Genomic DNA, 16,839 nt, shown 5'->3' on the forward strand with positions numbered 1-16,839 from the left:
CGCCTTGCGCGGGTCCTTGTCCCGGGTGGCCATCCCGTCGAACATCCGGGTCTCTTCGGCGCGCACCACGACGCCGCGGTACGACTCCGGCACCGGCAGGCCGGCAATGCCGGCGAGCTCCCGCTCCGGTTGGTCGGATCCCTCCGCCGCCATGATCGCTTCGAGGATGTCCTGCACGTCGACCTCCCGTTCGTCCGCACCCGCGCACGCGGGCCTGGGTGCTGCCATCGTCGGCGCGAGTGCGGCCGACCGCCATGTCGGCATCCGACACATCCGAGACCGGCCGCGCTCCTGTTGGGGCGGGACGTTACTGAACGGTAGCTAGGGCCGGAAGTCCTCTGTGAAAAACTGCATTGGCCGATGCGTGGAGGTGTCCGGGCAGGCGACGTATCGCGCAGTGCCGCGCTCGGCGCGCGGGTCGCGCGGGCCCCCCACCCGCGGGCGGGGGCCGGTCGCGGCGTCAGTGCGCGGCGGGCTCGACCAGCTCGACCAGCACGCCGCCGGCGTGCTTCGGGTGGACGAAGTTGACCCGGGAGTTCGACGTGCCGCGCTTCGGGGTGTCGTAGAGCAGCTGCACGCCCCGCTCGCGCAGCTTCGCGCAGGCGGCGTCGATGTCCGCCACCTCGTACGCCACCTGCTGCACGCCCGGGCCCTTGCGGTCCAGGAACTTCGCGATGGTCGACTCGGGCGTCAGCGGGGCGAGCAGCTGCACGCAGCCCCCCTCGGCGGTCGGGCCGACGGCCAGCATCGCCTCGCGGACGCCCTGCTCGGCGTTGGTCTCGGTGTGCACGCAGCGCATGCCGAAGGTGCGCTGGTAGAAGTCGATCGCGGCGTCCAGGTCGGGCACCGCGACCCCGACGTGGTCGATGCGGCGCAGGCCGATGTCTGTGACATAGTCGGCAGCGGTCTCGACGGGGGAGTTCTCAGCCATGGCGCTAGTCTGACCGAACAATCGTTAAGGCGTACAGGTCGGCACCCCCCTCGGAGGCAGGTAATGGCTTCGGTGATCGTCAGCGGCGCGCGGACCCCGATGGGGCGCCTGCTGGGCAACCTCAAGGACCTCTCCGCGACCAAGCTCGGCGGCGTGGCGATCAAGGCGGCGCTGGAGCGCGCCGGCGTCGCCCCCGAGCAGGTCCAGTACGTGATCATGGGGCAGGTGCTCCAGGCCGGCGCCGGGCAGATCCCGGCCCGGCAGGCGGCGGTCGAGGCGGGCATCCCGATGTCCGTGCCGGCCCTCACCATCAACAAGGTCTGCCTCTCCGGCCTGGACGCGATCGCCCTGGCCGACCAGCTCATCCGGGCCGGCGAGTTCGACATCGTGGTGGCCGGCGGCATGGAGTCGATGACCAACGCCCCGCACCTGCTGCTGGGCCAGCGCGGCGGCTACAAGTACGGCGACGTGGTGGTCAAGGACCACATGGCGCTGGACGGGCTCACCGACGCCTGGGACTGCTGCTCGATGGGCGAGTCCACCGAGCGGCTGGGCGCGAAGCACGGCATCACCCGCGAGGAGCAGGACGCGTTCGCCGCGGCCAGCCACCAGCGGGCCGCCGCCGCGCAGAAGAACGGCCACTTCGCCGACGAGATCACCCCGGTGGTCATCCCGCAGCGCAAGGGCGACCCGCTGGTGATCAGCGAGGACGAGGGCATCCGCCCGGAGACCACCGTCGAGGGGCTGGCGAAGCTGCGTCCGGCCTTCGCCAAGGACGGCACCATCACCGCCGCCAGCTCCTCGCCGATCTCCGACGGCGCCGCGGCCGTGGTCGTGATGAGCAAGGCGAAGGCCAAGGAGCTGGGCCTGACCTGGCTGGCCGAGATCGGCGCGCACGGCAACGTGGCGGGGCCGGACAACTCCCTGCACTCGCAGCCGTCCAACGCCATCCAGCACGCCCTGCGCAAGGGCGGGCTGAGCGTCTCGGACCTCGACCTCATCGAGATCAACGAGGCGTTCGCCCAGGTCGGCATCCAGTCCACCTGTGACCTCGGGATCAGCCCCGACAAGGTCAACGTCAACGGCGGGGCGATCGCGCTGGGCCACCCGATCGGCATGTCCGGCGCCCGGCTCGTGCTCACGCTGGCGCTGGAGCTCAAGCGCCGGGGCGGCGGCACCGGCGCGGCGGCGCTCTGCGGCGGCGGCGGCCAGGGCGACGCCCTGATCATCCACGTTCCGGGCGCCGACGAGAGCGGCCAGTGAGCGCGACACGCTGACCGGTTACGGTCGCCGCGGAACACGAAGGCGGCGCGGTGGCCGCGAGCCGGTCTCGCGACGGCCGCGTACAGAGGCAACGCGGTGAGCGGGAGGAGCGGGCCGGTCTTGCGAGCCCCGCGGTCGCGAACAGAGGCAACACAGTGAGCGGGAGGAGCGAGCCGGTCTTGCGAGCCCCGCGGTCGCGAACAGAGGCAACACAGTGAGCGGGAGGAGCGAGCCGGTCTTGCGAGCCCCGCAGTCGCGAACAGAGGCAACACAGTGAGCGAGATCGTCGACAACGGCCCGGCGGCGGGCGCACCCCCGGTGCGCCGCAGCCGGGACGTGCCGATGCTGGTCGAGCGGGCCCGCGCGGGGGATCCCCGCGCGGTGGCCCGGCTGATCACCCTGGTCGAGTCGGGCGACGAGACGCTGCCGCGGATCGCGGCGGCGCTCGCGCCGTACGCCGGGCAGGCCCAGGTGGTCGGCCTGACCGGCTCGCCCGGCGTGGGCAAGTCCACCACCACGAACGAGCTGGTCCGGGCGTTGCGCGCCCGGGGGCACCGGGTCGGCGTGCTGGCGATCGACCCGTCCAGCCCGTTCACCGGTGGGGCGATCCTCGGCGACCGGGTCCGGATGCAGGACCACGCGACCGACCCGGGCGTCTACATCCGCTCGATGTCCAGCCGGGGCCACCTCGGCGGGCTGTCGGCGGCCACGCCGCAGGCGGTCCGGGTGCTGGAGGGCGCCGGCTGCGACGTGGTGCTGGTGGAGACCGTCGGCGTCGGGCAGGCGGAGGTGGAGGTCGCCTCGCTGGCCGACACCACGCTGGTGCTGCTCGCCCCGGGGATGGGCGACGCGATCCAGGCGGTCAAGGCGGGCATCCTGGAGATCGCCGACGTCTTCGTGGTCAACAAGGCCGACCGGGACGGCGCCGACGCCACCTACCGCGACATCCAGGGCATGATCGCCCTGGGCGAGCGCGGCCCGGGCGACTGGCGGCCGCAGGTGGTCCGCGCGATCGCGGCGCGGGGCGAGGGGATCGACGACATCGCCGCCGCCATCGACAAGCACCGCGGCTGGCTCGTCGAGCACGGCGAGCTGCGCCGCCGCCAGGAGGCGCGGGCCGCCGCCGAGATCGAGGCGATCGCGCTGGGCGTGCTCCGCGCCCGGATCGGCTCGCTGCGCGACGGTACGGAGCTGCCGGCGCTGGCCGCGAGGGTGGCCGAGGGTGCCCTGGACCCGTACGCGGCCGCCGACGAGCTGCTCGCCCAACTCGGCTCCTGAGGAGTCCACCCCGCGGCCGGTCGAACTAGTACGCTCGCACCGCTCCACGACCTCGTGGGGCGGTGCGCGGCCGAGTGGGGGAGACCATGGGTGACGAGGCGACGCAGGAGCTGTCGGTGACGCCGGACGCGGTGGCGGGCGGGAGCACGCACGTCTCCGACGAGGTGGTGGAGAAGATCGCGGTGGCCGCCACCCGCTCGGTGCCCGGGGTGGCCGAGCTGGGCGGCGACGTCGCCCGGTTCTTCAACGCGGTGCTCGACAAGGTCGGCCTCGACCAGGTCGGCGACGCCCGGCGGGGCTGCTCGGCGCACGTCACGAACGGCGCGGCCGTGGTCAACCTGGTCATCGTGATCGAGGCGGGCCGGCCGGTGCCGCAGGTGACCGACGCGGTCCGGGTGAAGGTGACCGAGGCGGTCGAGGCGTACGGGCTGCGGGTCGACGAGATCAACATCCGGGTCGACGACGTGGCCATGGGCGATCCCGCCGCGCCGACCGCCTGACGTGAGGGCCGCCCAGGTTACCGGCCGGTACGACTTCCCTTAGCGATCGTTCAGGCTTCCGCTCTACACTCGACGTGCAGTCGAGGACTCGAGGAGGAGCCCCGCGGATGAACGCCGACGAGATCGCAGCCGGACGGGCACGCTGGCAGGCCCGCTACGACGCCGCGCGCAAGCGGGACGCCGACTTCACCACGCTCTCCGGGATGCCCGTCGACCCGGTCTACGGGCCGCCGGAGGGCGTCGCCTACCCCGGCTTCGAGCGGATCGGCTGGCCGGGCGAGTACCCGTACACCCGGGGCCTCCACCCGACCGGCTACCGCGGGCGGACCTGGACCATCCGGCAGTTCGCCGGCTTCGGCAACGCCCAGCAGACCAACGAGCGCTACAAGATGATCCTGGGCGCCGGCGGCGGCGGCCTCTCGGTCGCCTTCGACATGCCCACGCTGATGGGCCGGGACTCCGACGACCCGCAGTCGCTGGGCGAGGTGGGCCACTGCGGCGTCGCCATCGACTCGGCCGCCGACATGGAGACGCTCTTCGACGGCATCGACCTGGCCGGCGTGACCACCTCGATGACCATCTCCGGCCCGGCCGTGCCGGTCTTCTGCATGTACCTGGTGGCCGCCGAGCGGCAGGGCGCCGACCTGTCCCGGCTGGACGGCACGCTGCAGACCGACATCTTCAAGGAGTACATCGCGCAGAAGGAGTGGCTCTTCGACCCCGAGCCGCACCTGCGCCTCATCGGCGACCTGATGGAATACTGCGCCCGGGAGATCCCGCGCTACAAGCCGCTCTCGGTCTCCGGCTACCACATCCGCGAGGCCGGCTCGACCGCCGCGCAGGAGCTGGCGTACACGCTGGCCGACGGCTTCGGCTACGTCGAGCTGGGGCTCTCGCGCGGGCTCGACGTCAACGTCTTCGCCCCGGGCCTGAGCTTCTTCTTCGACTCGCACGTCGACTTCTTCGAGGAGATCGCCAAGTTCCGCGCCGCCCGGCGCATCTGGGCCCGCTGGCTGCGCGACGTCTACGGGGCCACCAGCGAGAAGGCGCTCTGGCTGCGGTTCCACACGCAGACCGCCGGCGTGTCGCTGACCGCCCAGCAGCCGGTCAACAACGTGGTGCGTACCGCCGTGGAGGCCCTCGCCGCGGTGCTCGGCGGGACCAACTCGCTGCACACCAACGCCCTGGACGAGACCCTGGCCCTGCCCACCGACGAGTCCGCCGAGATCGCCCTGCGTACCCAGCAGGTGCTGATGGAGGAGACCGGGGTGACCAACGTGGCCGACCCGCTCGGCGGGTCGTGGTACGTGGAGGCGCTCACCGACAAGATCGAGGCCGAGGCGGAGGAGATCTTCGCCCGGATCCGCCAGCTCGGCGGGGAGGGCCCGCACCAGATCGGCCCGATGACCTCCGGCATCCTGCGCGGCATCGAGGACGGCTGGTTCACCGGCCACATCGCCGAGTCCGCCTTCGTCTACCAGCAGGCGCTGGAGAAGGGCGAGAAGAAGATCGTCGGGGTCAACTGCCACACCGGCACGGTCGCCAAGGACCTGGAGATCCTGCGCATCTCGCACGAGGTGGAGCTGGAGCAGCGCCGGGTGCTGGCCGAGCGGAAGTCCGGCCGCGACGACGCGGCCGTCAAGGCGGCGATCGAGCGGATGGTCGCGGTCGGCCGGACCGACGGCAACATGATCCCCGCCATGCTGGACGCGGTGCGCGCCGAGGCCACCCTTGGCGAGATCTGCGACGCCCTGCGCGCCGAGTGGGGCACCTACCGCGAACCCGCCCGCTTCTAACCACCCCACCCCGCCCCCGCGTCCCGCCCCCACCCCCCACCCTCGCGATCTTGCACTTTCGGCCCCCTGTACGCGCCATATGCGGCATTTGCCAGGGCAGGAAGTGCAAGATCGCGGGGGCTGGGGGGAGGGTGGGCGGGGGCACGGCGGGGGTGGGGTGGGAGGGTGGGAGCAGGCGTGACAGTTGCAACTGTCGCCGTCGCGGTTGATCTGAGTTCGGCGCGTCGCGTGCGAGACTAGGTAACCATGAGCGACCCACGGATCACCTCGTCGATCTTCACCCGCGGCGCGGTCGACCTCAGCGCGCTGCGCACCCCCGCACCGACCCCCGCCCGTCCCGCCGCCCCCGCCCAGCCCGGTCCCTCGGGCGGCCTGCCCGGCGCCACAGCCGGCGGCGGCGTCAGCGTCATCGACGTCAGCGAGGCGACATTCCAGTCCGAGGTTCTCGAACGCTCGCTGACCACACCGGTGATCGTGGACTTCTGGGCCGAGTGGTGCGAGCCGTGCAAGCAGCTCTCGCCGGTGCTGGAGCGGTTGGCCGCGGAGGGCGGCGGCGCCTGGGTGCTCGCCAAGATCGACGTGGACGCCAACCCGCGGATCGCCCAGATGTTCCGGGTGCAGGGCATCCCGATGGTCTACGCGGTGGTCGGCGGCCAGCCGATCGACGCCTTCTCCGGCGTGGTGCCCGAGGCACAGCTGCGACAGTGGATCCAGGCAGTGCTCAAGGCCGGTGGCGTGACCGTCGCCGAGCCGGAGGACCCCCGGCTCGACGAGGCCGACGACGCCCTGATGAGCGGCGACCTCGACGCCGCCGAGCAGGCGTACAAGAAGATCCTCGCCGAGTCCCCGGCGGACGCCGCGGCGGAGGCGGGCCTGGCCCAGGTCGGGCTGGCGCGCCGGGTGGCGGGGGCCGACCCGGGCGCGGCGATCGCCGCCGCGCAGGCCGACCCCGACGACGTCGAGGCCCAGCTCCTGGCCGCCGACATCGAGGTCCTCAGCGGTCAGGCGGAGGCGGCGTACGCCCGCCTGGTGGGCCTGGTCCGCCGCACCGCCGGCGACGACCGGGAGAAGGTACGCCAGCACCTCGTCGGGCTCTTCGCGGTCGCCGGGCCGGAGGACCCCGCGGTCGCCTCGGCCCGCCGGGCGCTGGCCAGCGCCCTGTTCTGAGCACCCGTGACCCGGGCGCGCCCTGTTCCTGAGCACGCCCGGTCTCCGCACCTGTAGCACGCCAGCGCGGGCCGGCGTTCCGGCCGGCCCGCCCGACACTTCGAGGACGGGAGCCCATGATGCGCCGGATCGCCGTCCTCGACGCGCCCAGCAACCTCGGCCTGCGCCCACCCACGCCCACCTCGGTGCCCGGCTGCGCCAAAGCTGCCGGCGCCCTGCGCGACCAGGGGCTGCTCGCCCGGCTGCGGGCCCGGGACGCCGGCTGCCTCACCGCGCCCCGCTACGACCCCGGCGACTGGCGGCCCGGCGACGGGGTCTGCCACGCCCGGGAGATCGCCGACTACTCGGTGGCGCTCGCCGAGCGGATCGGCGCGATCATCGACCGCGGCGAGTTCCCGCTGGTCCTCGGCGGCGACTGCTCGATCCTGCTCGGCTCGGCGCTGGCCATGCACCGGCTCGGCGAGGCGGTCGGCGGCCGGATCGGGCTGGTCTTCGTCGACGGCCACTCCGACTTCCGGCACCCCGGCAACGCCTCGTACGTCGGGGCGGCGGCCGGCGAGGACCTCGCGCTGGTTACCGGGCGCGGGCAGGCGGACCTGGCCGCCATCGAGGGGCGCCGGCCGTACTTCCGCGACGTCGACGTGGTGGTGCTCGGCATCCGGGCGCAGGACGAGTACCGCCTCGACCTGCAGGCCGCCGGGATCACCACCCGGCCCGTACCGGCACTGCGCGCCGAGGGCGCCGCCCGCACCGCCCAGTGGGCACACGAGCAGCTCGCCGACTGCGCCGGCTACTGGGTGCACGTCGACGTCGACGTGCTCGACCCGGCCGTGATGCCCGCGGTCGACGCCCCCGACCCGGGCGGCATCGCCTTCGCCGAGCTGGAGATCCTGCTCGCCGGGCTGGTCGACACGCCACACTGCCTCGGCGTCGAGCTGACCGTCTTCGACCCCGACTACGACCCCGACGGCGCGTACGCGGCCGAGATCGTCAACACGGTGGTGGCCGGGCTGCGCCCGGTCTCCGCGCCCGGCGCGGTACCGCCCCGGCTGCTGCCGGACGGGGCGACCGTACCGTCGGTCCGGTCTTCGGCGGCGACCTCGTCGGTCCGGTCCTCGGCGGCGACCTCGTCGGTCCGGTCCTCGGCGACGACCTCGTCGGTCCGGTCCTCGGTGGCGCCTTCGTCAGTCGGTCCGTCGGTTACGGCTCCCTCGGTTGGTCCGTCGGCTTCGGCTCCGTCGGTCCGGTCTGCGGCAGGAGTATCGCCGGCGCCCTCGCCGTCGATGGCCTCGTCGGTGCCCTCCGTCCGGCGGGGCGAAAGTCGTCCATATGCGCCGGGCACGTCCTCACCGGCACCCGGCCCTGGCTTGGCTTCCGTTGCCGGCCCTCTGCCCGCCTACGTTCCGGCCTCGGCCTCCTCCGTCTCCGTCTCGGCCTCCTCCGTCTCCGTCTCGGCCTCCTTCGTCTCCGCCGCCGCACCCGTCGTCGGCTCCGCTGCCCCCGTCGCCGGCTCCAACGCCGCCGTCAAGGCCGCCGCCGACGAGGGCGTCTCCGCCGCCGCCAACGAGGCCGTTTCCGACGCCCAGGCCGCCGCCTTCGGCTTCGATGCGGATGCCGACGCCGCGGACGCCGACGCCGCGGACGCCGACGCCGCGGACGCCGGCGCCGCGGACGCCGGCGCCGCGGATGCTGATGCCGCCGTCTCTGCCGACGCCGCCGTCTCCGACGCCGACGAGGCCGTCTCCGACGCCCAAGCCGCCGTCTTCGACTCCGACGCGGACGCCGACGCCGCCGTCTCCGACGGCGACGGCGAGGACCGGCATCCGGGGGACGCTGGGGAGCACGCCGGGGACGCTTCGCCGGCTCTGCTCGGGCAGGTGGCTCCTGTCGCTCCGGTCGATCAGGTTGCTCCGCTGGCCGATGCCGGAAACGGCGGAGCGGGCGGGACAGAGCCGGCGGGGCCGGAGCGGGCGGGGCTTGAGTTGGCGCGGCCCGAGCCGGTGCGACCGGAGCTGGCGGGGTCTGAGCCGGCGGGGCCGGAGCCGGTGGGGCTGGGGTTGGCGCGGCCCGAGCCGGTGGGGCCGGAGTTGGCGGGGCCGGAGCCGGTCGGTCCGCCCGCCTCGGCCGGTCCGGGCCGGCTGCGCCGAGCGCCGCTCGTGGGCCTCGACCCACAGGACAGGCCGTCCGCGCCCGACGACGGCCCCTCGTCGTCCGGCGCGGGTATCGCCTGACCCGTCCGAGCTGCTCGTAGCAGGGTCGCGCCGGCTGCCTCGGCCGTGGCCGGCCGCGCCGATCGACCTGCCGGCGTGTTCGGCCGCCAAGACCAAGTGTCCTGCGTGCACCCGTGGCAAGCGGCCGAACTACCCAGAGGCGCCCACCCTGCGGACTCCCATGCACACGTCCGGCCTGAAGATCTGCGCTACTTCCCGGAAATAGTGGCCTCTGGCGGCATCGGAGGCCACTATTTCCGGGAAATTGTGCGGATCTTGACGTCGGCGGGGGCGGGGGCAGGTGCGGGTGCGGGGGTGGGGGCGGGTGCGGGGGTGGGCGTCGGGTCAGCGGGGGAGGGCGCGCAGGAACCGTTCGACGGCCGGTACGGCGGTGGCGGTGCTGGCGCCGCCCTGCTCGACGAAGACCGCGAACGCGACGTCGCCCTGCCAGCCGACGAACCACGCGTGGGTGTGGGCGGGGTTGTTGTCGTATTCCGCGGTGCCGGTCTTGCCGTGCACGGGCGCCCCCGGCACGTCCTTGAGGGCGCTGCCGCTGCCGGCCGTGACCACCTCGCGCATCATCGCCCGGACCGCCTCGACCGACTCGGGCCTGAGCTGCGGGCCGGGCGCGGCGGGCTGGGCCGGGGCCGGGTCCAGCACCAGTTTCGGCTGCTCGAAGCGGCCCCGGGCGACCGCCGCGGTGGCCGACGCCATGGCCAGCGGGCTGACCACCGTGGTGCCCTGCCCGATCGCGGCGGCGGCCTGCTCGGTGGCGCCGCCGTTCGCCGAGACCTTGCCGGTGAAGGCGTCCAGGCCGAGGTCCCACTGCCCCTCCAGCCCCAGGGACCGGCCGGCGGCGGCCAGCCCGTCGGGGCCGAGCTTCGGCGCCAGCGCGGTGAACGCCGTGTTGCAGGACCTGGCGAAGTCGGTGCGGAACGGCACCGCCCCCAGTTCGAAGTTGTCGGAGTTCTTGAACGACCGGCCGTCCACCGTGAACGTCTTCGGACAGGGGACGGTGGCGTCCGGCGTCACCGCGCCCCGGTCGAGCAGGCCGAGGGCGCTGACCATCTTGAAGGTGGAGCCGGGGGGAACCTGCGCGGTGAACGCCAGGTTCTCGCCGGCGGCGCCGGGGCCGTTGGCGGCGGCGAGCACCGCGCCGTCGCTGATCCGTACCGCGACCAGCGCCGCACGGCGTTTCTCGGCGCGCAGGGCGGCGTCGGCCGCGTTCTGGGTGGCCACGTCGAGGGTCGTCTTCAGCGGCTGCCCCGGCTGCGGTTCGCGGCGGAACACCTCGGTGCCGGTGGGCACGAGCGTGCCGTCCGGGCCGGGGCGCTCGGTGATCACTGTCAGTCCGGGGGTGCCCCGCAGCCGCTCGTCGTAGCGGCCCTGGAGGCCGCCGTGGCCGACCAGGTCGCCGGCCGCGTACCGGTCCGGGTGCTTGGCGAGGTCGTCGGCCTGGGCCTGGTCGACGGAACCGAGCACCGCCCGGGCGAACTCGCGGGTGGGCGCGAGGTCGAGCTTGTCGCCGCGGAACTTCGTGCCGGGCAGGTCGTAGATGCGCGACTTGATCTGCCGGTACGCCTCCTCGCGCAGCGTCACCACCTCGACGAACGCGCCGGGGTCGGCGCCGGCGAGCCGCTTGGGCAGGTCGGAGAGGTCCACCGGCGGGGTGATCGCCGGCCGGACGGCCCGGAAGGCGGCGTCCAGCTTCCGGGTCAGCCCGGCGAGGTCGGTGACCTCGCTCGGCTGCAGCCCCACCCGCACCACGGGGCGGGGCGTCACGATCGGCTTGCCGGCGTCGTCGAGCACGGCGGCCCGGGGCGCGGCGTCGCGGCGCAGCCCGAGCCGGTCGCCCCGGGTGAGCTGCTCCTGCACCACCTGCGGCTCCCAGATCATCCGCCACCCGCCGTCGCCGCCCCGGCTGAGCCGGACCTGCCGGTCGTACGCCCAGCGGGTCTGGCCCGGCAGGGTCCACTCGATCCTGACCGCCGCCGTCGCGACGTTCGCGGTGATCTTCGCGTCGCCCTGCCGGGTCAGCGCCGGCGGCGTGGCCGCCAGCTCGCCGGAGAGTTCCTTGATCTCGCGGGAGACGTCGGCGGCCGGCACCTTCGCGCCCGTCGGGTCCACGAAGCCGACGGCCTGGAGGTCGCCGGAGCGCCAGCCGGCCAGGAACGCGTCGAGGCTGCGCTCCGGTCCGTCGTCGCCCGAGCACGCGGTGAGCGCGCCGGCCCCGAGGGTGGTCGCGGCGAGCAGCGCCAGCGACGCGCGGAGCCGGTTGCGGCGGTGACGGGTGGGGTACGAGAGGTGCATGGAGCGGGTCCCTCCGGGTTGCGGAACTGCTCCTGCACGCTAGTACGCGCGCGCCGGCCGCACGGTCCCCGCCGGCCCCGACGTGCGCAAAGACGGAGCGGTGACGGTGTGATGAACAACCGGAGGCGGGGTACTCCTCGACCGGCCAACCTCGTACCCGCAACGGGTGAAAGGACGAAGTCCGGAACCGGACGTCCGCACCGTGGTCCGCCGACGAAGGGGCGGAACGGCAGGGCCTAGGCTGGGCGGCAGAGTGACCCACAACGCGGTGGGTCGAGGGGAGTGGCACCGATGGACCGGCGTCCGGCGATCAAACCGGGACCCGACCTCCGGCAGGATGACACCAGCCGGGACGACAGCTTCGATTCGGCAACCGACGGGGACGGCTACGGCCGGCTCGACACAGGAGTGACCGGGATGACCGGTACGAGTATCGACACGATCTACGACCTGGGCCTGCCCGCTGACGCGTTGGCCGACGACGTGGAGGACAACGAGCTCGACGAGCCGGTACCCAACGCGGAGCGCCTGGTGGCCCAGGCCGTGGCGCTCGCGGGTGACGACCACGACGCGGCGACCCTGGTCGGCCGCTTCTGGCGGTTCGCACCCGACGAGGAGCTGATCGGCTTCACCGCGGAGGAGATGCTCGACGCCGCCCGGGAGCACCGGGACCTCGCGCAGCAGCGGGTGCCGGGCGAGTTGAAGCTGCGCATCCACGAGCCCGACGCCGAGCAGCACCACACGGTCATCGAGATCGTCACCGACGACATGCCCTTCCTGGTCGACTCGGTGACCGCCCTGCTCAACTCGCACCACCTGGACGTGCACCTGCTGGTGCACCCGCTGGTGGTGGTGCGGCGCGAGCCGCTGGGCCGGCTGCTGGAGGTCGCCGCCGACGTCGAGCCCGACGACGCCATCGCGGGCGACCTGGTCGAGAGCTGGATGCACATCGAGATCGACCCGGTCCGCGACGCCGACGAGCGGGAGAAGCTGCGTCGCGAGCTGCAGCGGGTGCTGACCGACGTGCGGGAGGCGGTCGAGGACTGGCCGAAGATGCGCCAGCGGGCCCTCGCCCTCGCCGACGAGCTGGCCGCCGCGCGGACGTCGGACAATCGCCCGCCGGTGCCGGAGAAGGACATCACCGACTCGGTGGAGCTGCTCCGCTGGCTCGCCCACGACCACTTCACGTTCCTCGGCTACCGGGAGTACCGCCTGGTCGACACGAGCGACGGTGGCAAGGCGCTGGAGGCCGCGCTCGGCACCGGGCTGGGCATCCTGCGGCAGGACTCGCCGGAGGCCCGGCCGCTGTCGTCGATGACGCCGGAGGCGCACGACAGGGTCACCGAGAAGCGCCTGCTCATCATCACGAAGGCGAACTCCCGGGCCACCGTGCACCGGTCGGCCTACCTGGACTACATCGGCTTCAAGATCTTCAACGAGTCGGGCGAGGTGGTCGGCGAGCGCCGGTTCCTGGGCCTGTTCTCCACGGCCGCGTACCGGACCAGCGTGCAGGAGCTGCCGGTGGTCCGCCGCAAGGTGGCCGAGGTGCTGGACCGCTCCGGCCTGAGCCAGCGCAGCCACTCCGGCAAGGACCTGCTCCAGATCCTGGAGACCTACCCGCGCGACGAGCTGTTCCAGATCAAGACCGAGGACCTCTACCACGCGGTGATCGGCGTGCTGCGGATGGCGGGCCGCCGGCAGCTGCGGGTGTTCCTGCGGCGGGACGCGTACGGGCGGTTCATCTCCTGCCTGATCTACCTGCCCCGGGACCGGTTCACCACGCAGAACCGGCTGCGCATGCAGGACATCCTGCTCCGCGAGCTGAACGGTGTCGGGGTCGACTACACGACCCGGGTCACCGAGTCGATGCTGGCCCGGGTGCACTTCATCGTCCGGACCGACCCGACCAAGCCGCCGGGCGACATCGACGCCGACCTGCTCGCCGAGGAGCTGGCCGACGCCACCCGGCTGTGGGACGACGACTACCGGCTGGTGCTGGAGCGCAAGCTCGGCGACGAGCAGGCCAAGCACCTCTTCGCCCGGTACGCCGACGCCTTCCCGGAGGGCTACAAGGACGGCCACACGCCGTACGAGGCGATGAAGGACCTGGCGAAGCTGGAGCTGCTGGAGGAGCCCGGCCAGCTGGAGATGCACCTGTTCCGCAAGCAGCTCGCGCCGCGGGCCGGCGGTCGGGGGCCGGACGTCGACGAGGCGATGGACGTCCGCTTCAAGGTCTACCGCTACGGCGAGCCGATGATGCTCTCCGCCGTGCTGCCGGTGCTGCACTCGCTCGGCGTGCGGGTGGTCGACGAGCACCCGCACGAGGTGGACCGGGTCGACGGTAGGGTCTACCTCTACGACTTCGGGCTGCGGCTGCCGGAGGGGCACCAGGAGCTGGCCGAGGTGCGCCCGCACGTGGAGAACGCCTTCGCGGCGGCGTGGCGGGGCGAGGCCGAGGTGGACGGCTTCAACGAGCTGGTGCTGCGTGGCGGGCTCACCTGGCGGCAGGTGGTGGTGCTGCGCGCGTACGCGAAGTACCTGCGCCAGGCCGGCACGGTCTTCTCCCAGGAGTACATGGAGTCGACCTTCATCGCGTACCCGAGGATCGCCGCGCTGCTGGTGGAGCTCTTCGAGGCCCGGTTCGCGCCCGGCGCGACGGACCAGGAGGAGCGGCGGCGGCGCAGCGAGGCGCTGGTCGCCGAGATCCGGGGCGCGCTGGACGACGTGGCGAGCCTCGACCAGGACCGGATCCTGCGCGCCTACCTGACGCTGATCCAGGCCACCCTGCGCACCAGCTTCTACCAGAAGCGCACCGACGGGCGGCCGAAGTCGTACGTGGCGCTCAAGCTGGACCCGCAGGCGATCCCGGACCTGCCGGCGCCCCGGCCGAAGTTCGAGATCTTCGTCTACTCGCCGCGCTTCGAGGGCGTGCACCTGCGGTTCGGGCCGGTGGCCCGGGGCGGGCTGCGCTGGTCGGACCGCCGCGAGGACTTCCGCACCGAGGTGCTGGGCCTGGTCAAGGCGCAGATGGTGAAGAACGCCGTCATCGTGCCGGTCGGCGCCAAGGGCGGCTTCGTGCTCAAGCAGAAGCCCGGGGACCGCGACGAGGCGGTCGTCTGCTACAAGGAGTTCATCTCGGCGCTGCTGGACGTCACGGACAACATCGTCAGCGGCGAGATCGTGCCGCCGGAGGACGTGGTCCGGCACGACGGCGACGACCCGTACATGGTGGTCGCGGCCGACAAGGGCACGGCGACGTTCTCCGACATCGCCAACGAGATCTCCACGGCGCACAACTTCTGGCTCGGCGACGCGTTCGCCTCCGGCGGCTCCGCCGGGTACGACCACAAGAAGATGGGCATCACCGCCCGGGGCGCCTGGGAGTCGGTGAAGCGGCACTTCCGCGAGATGGGCCACGACACCCAGACGCAGGACTTCACCGTGGTCGGCGTCGGCGACATGTCCGGCGACGTGTTCGGCAACGGGATGCTGCTGTCGGAGCACATCCGGCTGGTGGCCGCCTTCGACCACCGGCACATCTTCCTCGACCCGGATCCGGACGCCGCCACCTCGTACGCGGAGCGGAAGCGGCTGTTCGAGCTGCCCCGCTCGTCGTGGGAGGACTACGACCGGAAGCTGATCTCGGCCGGCGGCGGGGTGTACCCGCGTACCGCCAAGTCGGTGCCGATCTCGCCGCAGGTCCGCGAGCGGCTCGGCCTGGACGCCGACACCGAGCAGCTCTCCCCGCAGGAGCTGATGAAGGCGATCCTGACCGCGCCGGTCGACCTGTTCTGGAACGGCGGCATCGGCACGTACGTGAAGGCCTCCAGCCAGAGCAACGCCGAGGTGGGCGACAAGTCCAACGACGCGATCCGGGTGGACGGCAGGAACCTGCGCTGCCGGGTGGCCGGCGAGGGCGGCAACCTGGGCTGGACCCAGCTCGGCCGGATCGAGTACGCCCAGACCGGCGGCCGGATCTACACGGACTTCATCGACAACGCGGCCGGGGTGGACTGCTCCGACCACGAGGTGAACATCAAGATCCTGCTGAACACGGCGGTCGCCGGCGGCGCGCTGACGCTCCCCGAGCGGGACGAGCTGCTCGCCGAGATGACCGACGAGGTCGCCGAGCTGGTGCTGCGGGACAACTACGACCAGGCCCGGGCGATCAACAACGCGCAGGCGCAGGCGGCGTCGCTGCTGCCCGTGCACCGGCGGATGATCACCGAGCTGGAGCGTTCGGGCGCGCTGGACCGGTCCCTGGAGGCGCTGCCGTCGGACGAGGAGCTGGCGGTGCGGACCGAGTCCGGGCTGACGGCGCCGGAGTTCGCGGTGCTGCTCGCGTACGTCAAGATCGTCCTGGAGACGGAGATCCTGGCGGAGGGGCTCGCGGACGAGGAGTGGACGACCGACGTCCTGGTCAACTACTTCCCGACGCCGATGCGCGAGCGGTTCGCCGACCGGATGGGCCAGCACCGGCTGCGCCGGGACATCGTCACCACCGTCCTGGTCAACGAGGCGATCAACCGGGGCGGCATCTCGTTCGTCTTCCGGGTCGTCGAGGAGACGGCCGCCTCGGCCGCGGACGTCATCCGGGCGTACGTGGTGGTCCGCGAGGTGTTCGGGCTGGGCGAGATGTGGGACGCGGTGGAGGCCCTGGACAACAAGGTCGCCCCGGAGCTGCAGACGAGCGTCTACCTGGACACCCGGCGGCTGCTGGACCGGGCGGTGCGGTGGCTGGTCACCAACCGCCGCTCCCCGATCGACGTGCCGGCGGAGATCGCCCGGTTGCGCGACGGGGTGGCCCGGCTCCTGCCCGACCTGGAGGAGCGCTTCCACGGCAGCGAGCGGGAGTCGCTGGCGGCCCACATCGACTCGCTCACCGAGCGGGGGCTGCCGCGTGACCTGGCCGAGCAGGCGACCCGCCTGATGTACAGCTTCGGCCTGCTCGACGTGGTGGAGACCGCGGCGGCCAGCGGGCGGGACGTGGGCGAGGTGGCCTCGGTCTACTTCGTGCTCTCCGACCGGTTCCGGGTCGACTCGCTGCTGTCGAAGATCTCGCTGCTGCCGCGGGAGGACCGCTGGCAGACGCTGGCCCGGATGGCGCTGCGTTACGACCTGTACGCCGCGCTGGCCGCGCTGACCGCCGAGGTGCTCGACTCCACGCCCGACACCCAGTCGCCGCAGGAGCGGGTGCTCCAGTGGGAGCAGTCGAACGCCACGTCGATCCACCGGGCCGAGCGGGCGATGGGGGAGTTCGACGAGTCCCGGGCGGACCTCGCCGCCCTGTCGGTGCTGCTGCGCCAGATCCGCACTCTGGTGCGGACCTCCGCCGCCGCCTGACGCCGGACACCGGCGCGGTCCGGCCGGTCGGGAGAACCGAC

General features: G+C 73.1%; 8 protein-coding genes and 2 pseudogenes. 7 read left to right on the forward strand and 3 right to left on the reverse strand.

Features of this window, described 5'->3' with window-relative positions; translation table 11 throughout:
• Both ACWENR_RS23680 and mce read right to left on the reverse strand, forming a co-directional pair.
• Positions 1-177, reverse strand: a pseudogene (locus ACWENR_RS23680) (crotonyl-CoA carboxylase/reductase); the annotation flags it as partial.
• A gap of 283 nt (positions 178-460) precedes the next feature.
• Positions 461-931 carry a methylmalonyl-CoA epimerase gene (mce, locus tag ACWENR_RS23685; RefSeq protein ID WP_452279162.1) on the reverse strand — a complete coding sequence of 157 codons (471 nt, stop codon included), beginning with the start codon at positions 929-931 and terminating at the stop codon, positions 461-463.
• Positions 932-994: 63 nt separating this feature from the next.
• Between mce and ACWENR_RS23690 the strand changes: the two genes are divergently transcribed.
• From ACWENR_RS23690 to ACWENR_RS23715, 6 genes and pseudogenes are all read left to right on the forward strand, one after another.
• Positions 995-2,194, forward strand: coding sequence for an acetyl-CoA C-acetyltransferase (locus ACWENR_RS23690; RefSeq protein ID WP_452279163.1), 1,200 nt, complete (start codon positions 995-997; stop codon positions 2,192-2,194).
• A gap of 342 nt (positions 2,195-2,536) precedes the next feature.
• The gene (gene meaB, locus ACWENR_RS23695) at positions 2,537-3,472 is read left to right on the forward strand and encodes a methylmalonyl Co-A mutase-associated GTPase MeaB (RefSeq protein WP_452279169.1); all 936 of its coding nucleotides are present in this window, start codon (positions 2,537-2,539) and stop codon (positions 3,470-3,472) included.
• A gap of 86 nt (positions 3,473-3,558) precedes the next feature.
• Positions 3,559-3,972, forward strand: coding sequence for an Asp23/Gls24 family envelope stress response protein (locus tag ACWENR_RS23700; RefSeq protein WP_452279164.1), 414 nt, complete (start codon positions 3,559-3,561; stop codon positions 3,970-3,972).
• Positions 3,973-4,079: 107 nt separating this feature from the next.
• Entirely contained in the window at positions 4,080-5,768 is a 1,689-nt protein-coding gene (locus ACWENR_RS23705; protein WP_452279165.1) for an acyl-CoA mutase large subunit family protein, read from the forward strand.
• Between the two features lie 246 nt (positions 5,769-6,014).
• Positions 6,015-6,935: a tetratricopeptide repeat protein gene (locus ACWENR_RS23710; RefSeq protein WP_452279166.1), complete on the forward strand. Its 921-nt coding sequence runs from the start codon at positions 6,015-6,017 to the stop codon at positions 6,933-6,935.
• A gap of 116 nt (positions 6,936-7,051) precedes the next feature.
• Positions 7,052-7,987, forward strand: a pseudogene (locus ACWENR_RS23715) (arginase family protein); the annotation flags it as partial.
• 1,503 nt (positions 7,988-9,490) lie between these two features.
• On the opposite strand, the gene ACWENR_RS23720 reads toward ACWENR_RS23715, so the two are convergent.
• Entirely contained in the window at positions 9,491-11,455 is a 1,965-nt protein-coding gene (locus ACWENR_RS23720) for a penicillin-binding transpeptidase domain-containing protein (RefSeq protein WP_452279167.1), read from the reverse strand.
• A 291-nt stretch (positions 11,456-11,746) separates the two neighbouring features.
• Between ACWENR_RS23720 and ACWENR_RS23725 the strand changes: the two genes are divergently transcribed.
• Positions 11,747-16,798, forward strand: coding sequence for an NAD-glutamate dehydrogenase (locus ACWENR_RS23725; protein ID WP_452279168.1), 5,052 nt, complete (start codon positions 11,747-11,749; stop codon positions 16,796-16,798).
• Positions 16,799-16,839: the final 41 nt, after the last annotated feature.

The organism is Micromonospora sp. NPDC004336 (assembly GCF_053602615.1).

Bases quoted from the DNA above. Each gene is read 5' to 3' on its own strand.
- ACWENR_RS23690 (WP_452279163.1), top strand. From the start codon at position 995: ATGGCTTCGGTGATCGTCAGCGGCGCGCGGACCCCGATGGGGCGCCTG.
- ACWENR_RS23705 (WP_452279165.1), top strand. From the start codon at position 4,080: ATGAACGCCGACGAGATCGCAGCCGGACGGGCACGCTGGCAGGCCCGC.
- ACWENR_RS23710 (WP_452279166.1), top strand. From the start codon at position 6,015: ATGAGCGACCCACGGATCACCTCGTCGATCTTCACCCGCGGCGCGGTC.
- meaB (WP_452279169.1), top strand. From the start codon at position 2,537: ATGCTGGTCGAGCGGGCCCGCGCGGGGGATCCCCGCGCGGTGGCCCGG.
- ACWENR_RS23720 (WP_452279167.1), bottom strand. From the start codon at position 11,455: ATGCACCTCTCGTACCCCACCCGTCACCGCCGCAACCGGCTCCGCGCG.
- ACWENR_RS23700 (WP_452279164.1), top strand. From the start codon at position 3,559: ATGGGTGACGAGGCGACGCAGGAGCTGTCGGTGACGCCGGACGCGGTG.
- mce (WP_452279162.1), bottom strand. From the start codon at position 931: ATGGCTGAGAACTCCCCCGTCGAGACCGCTGCCGACTATGTCACAGAC.
- ACWENR_RS23725 (WP_452279168.1), top strand. From the start codon at position 11,747: ATGGACCGGCGTCCGGCGATCAAACCGGGACCCGACCTCCGGCAGGAT.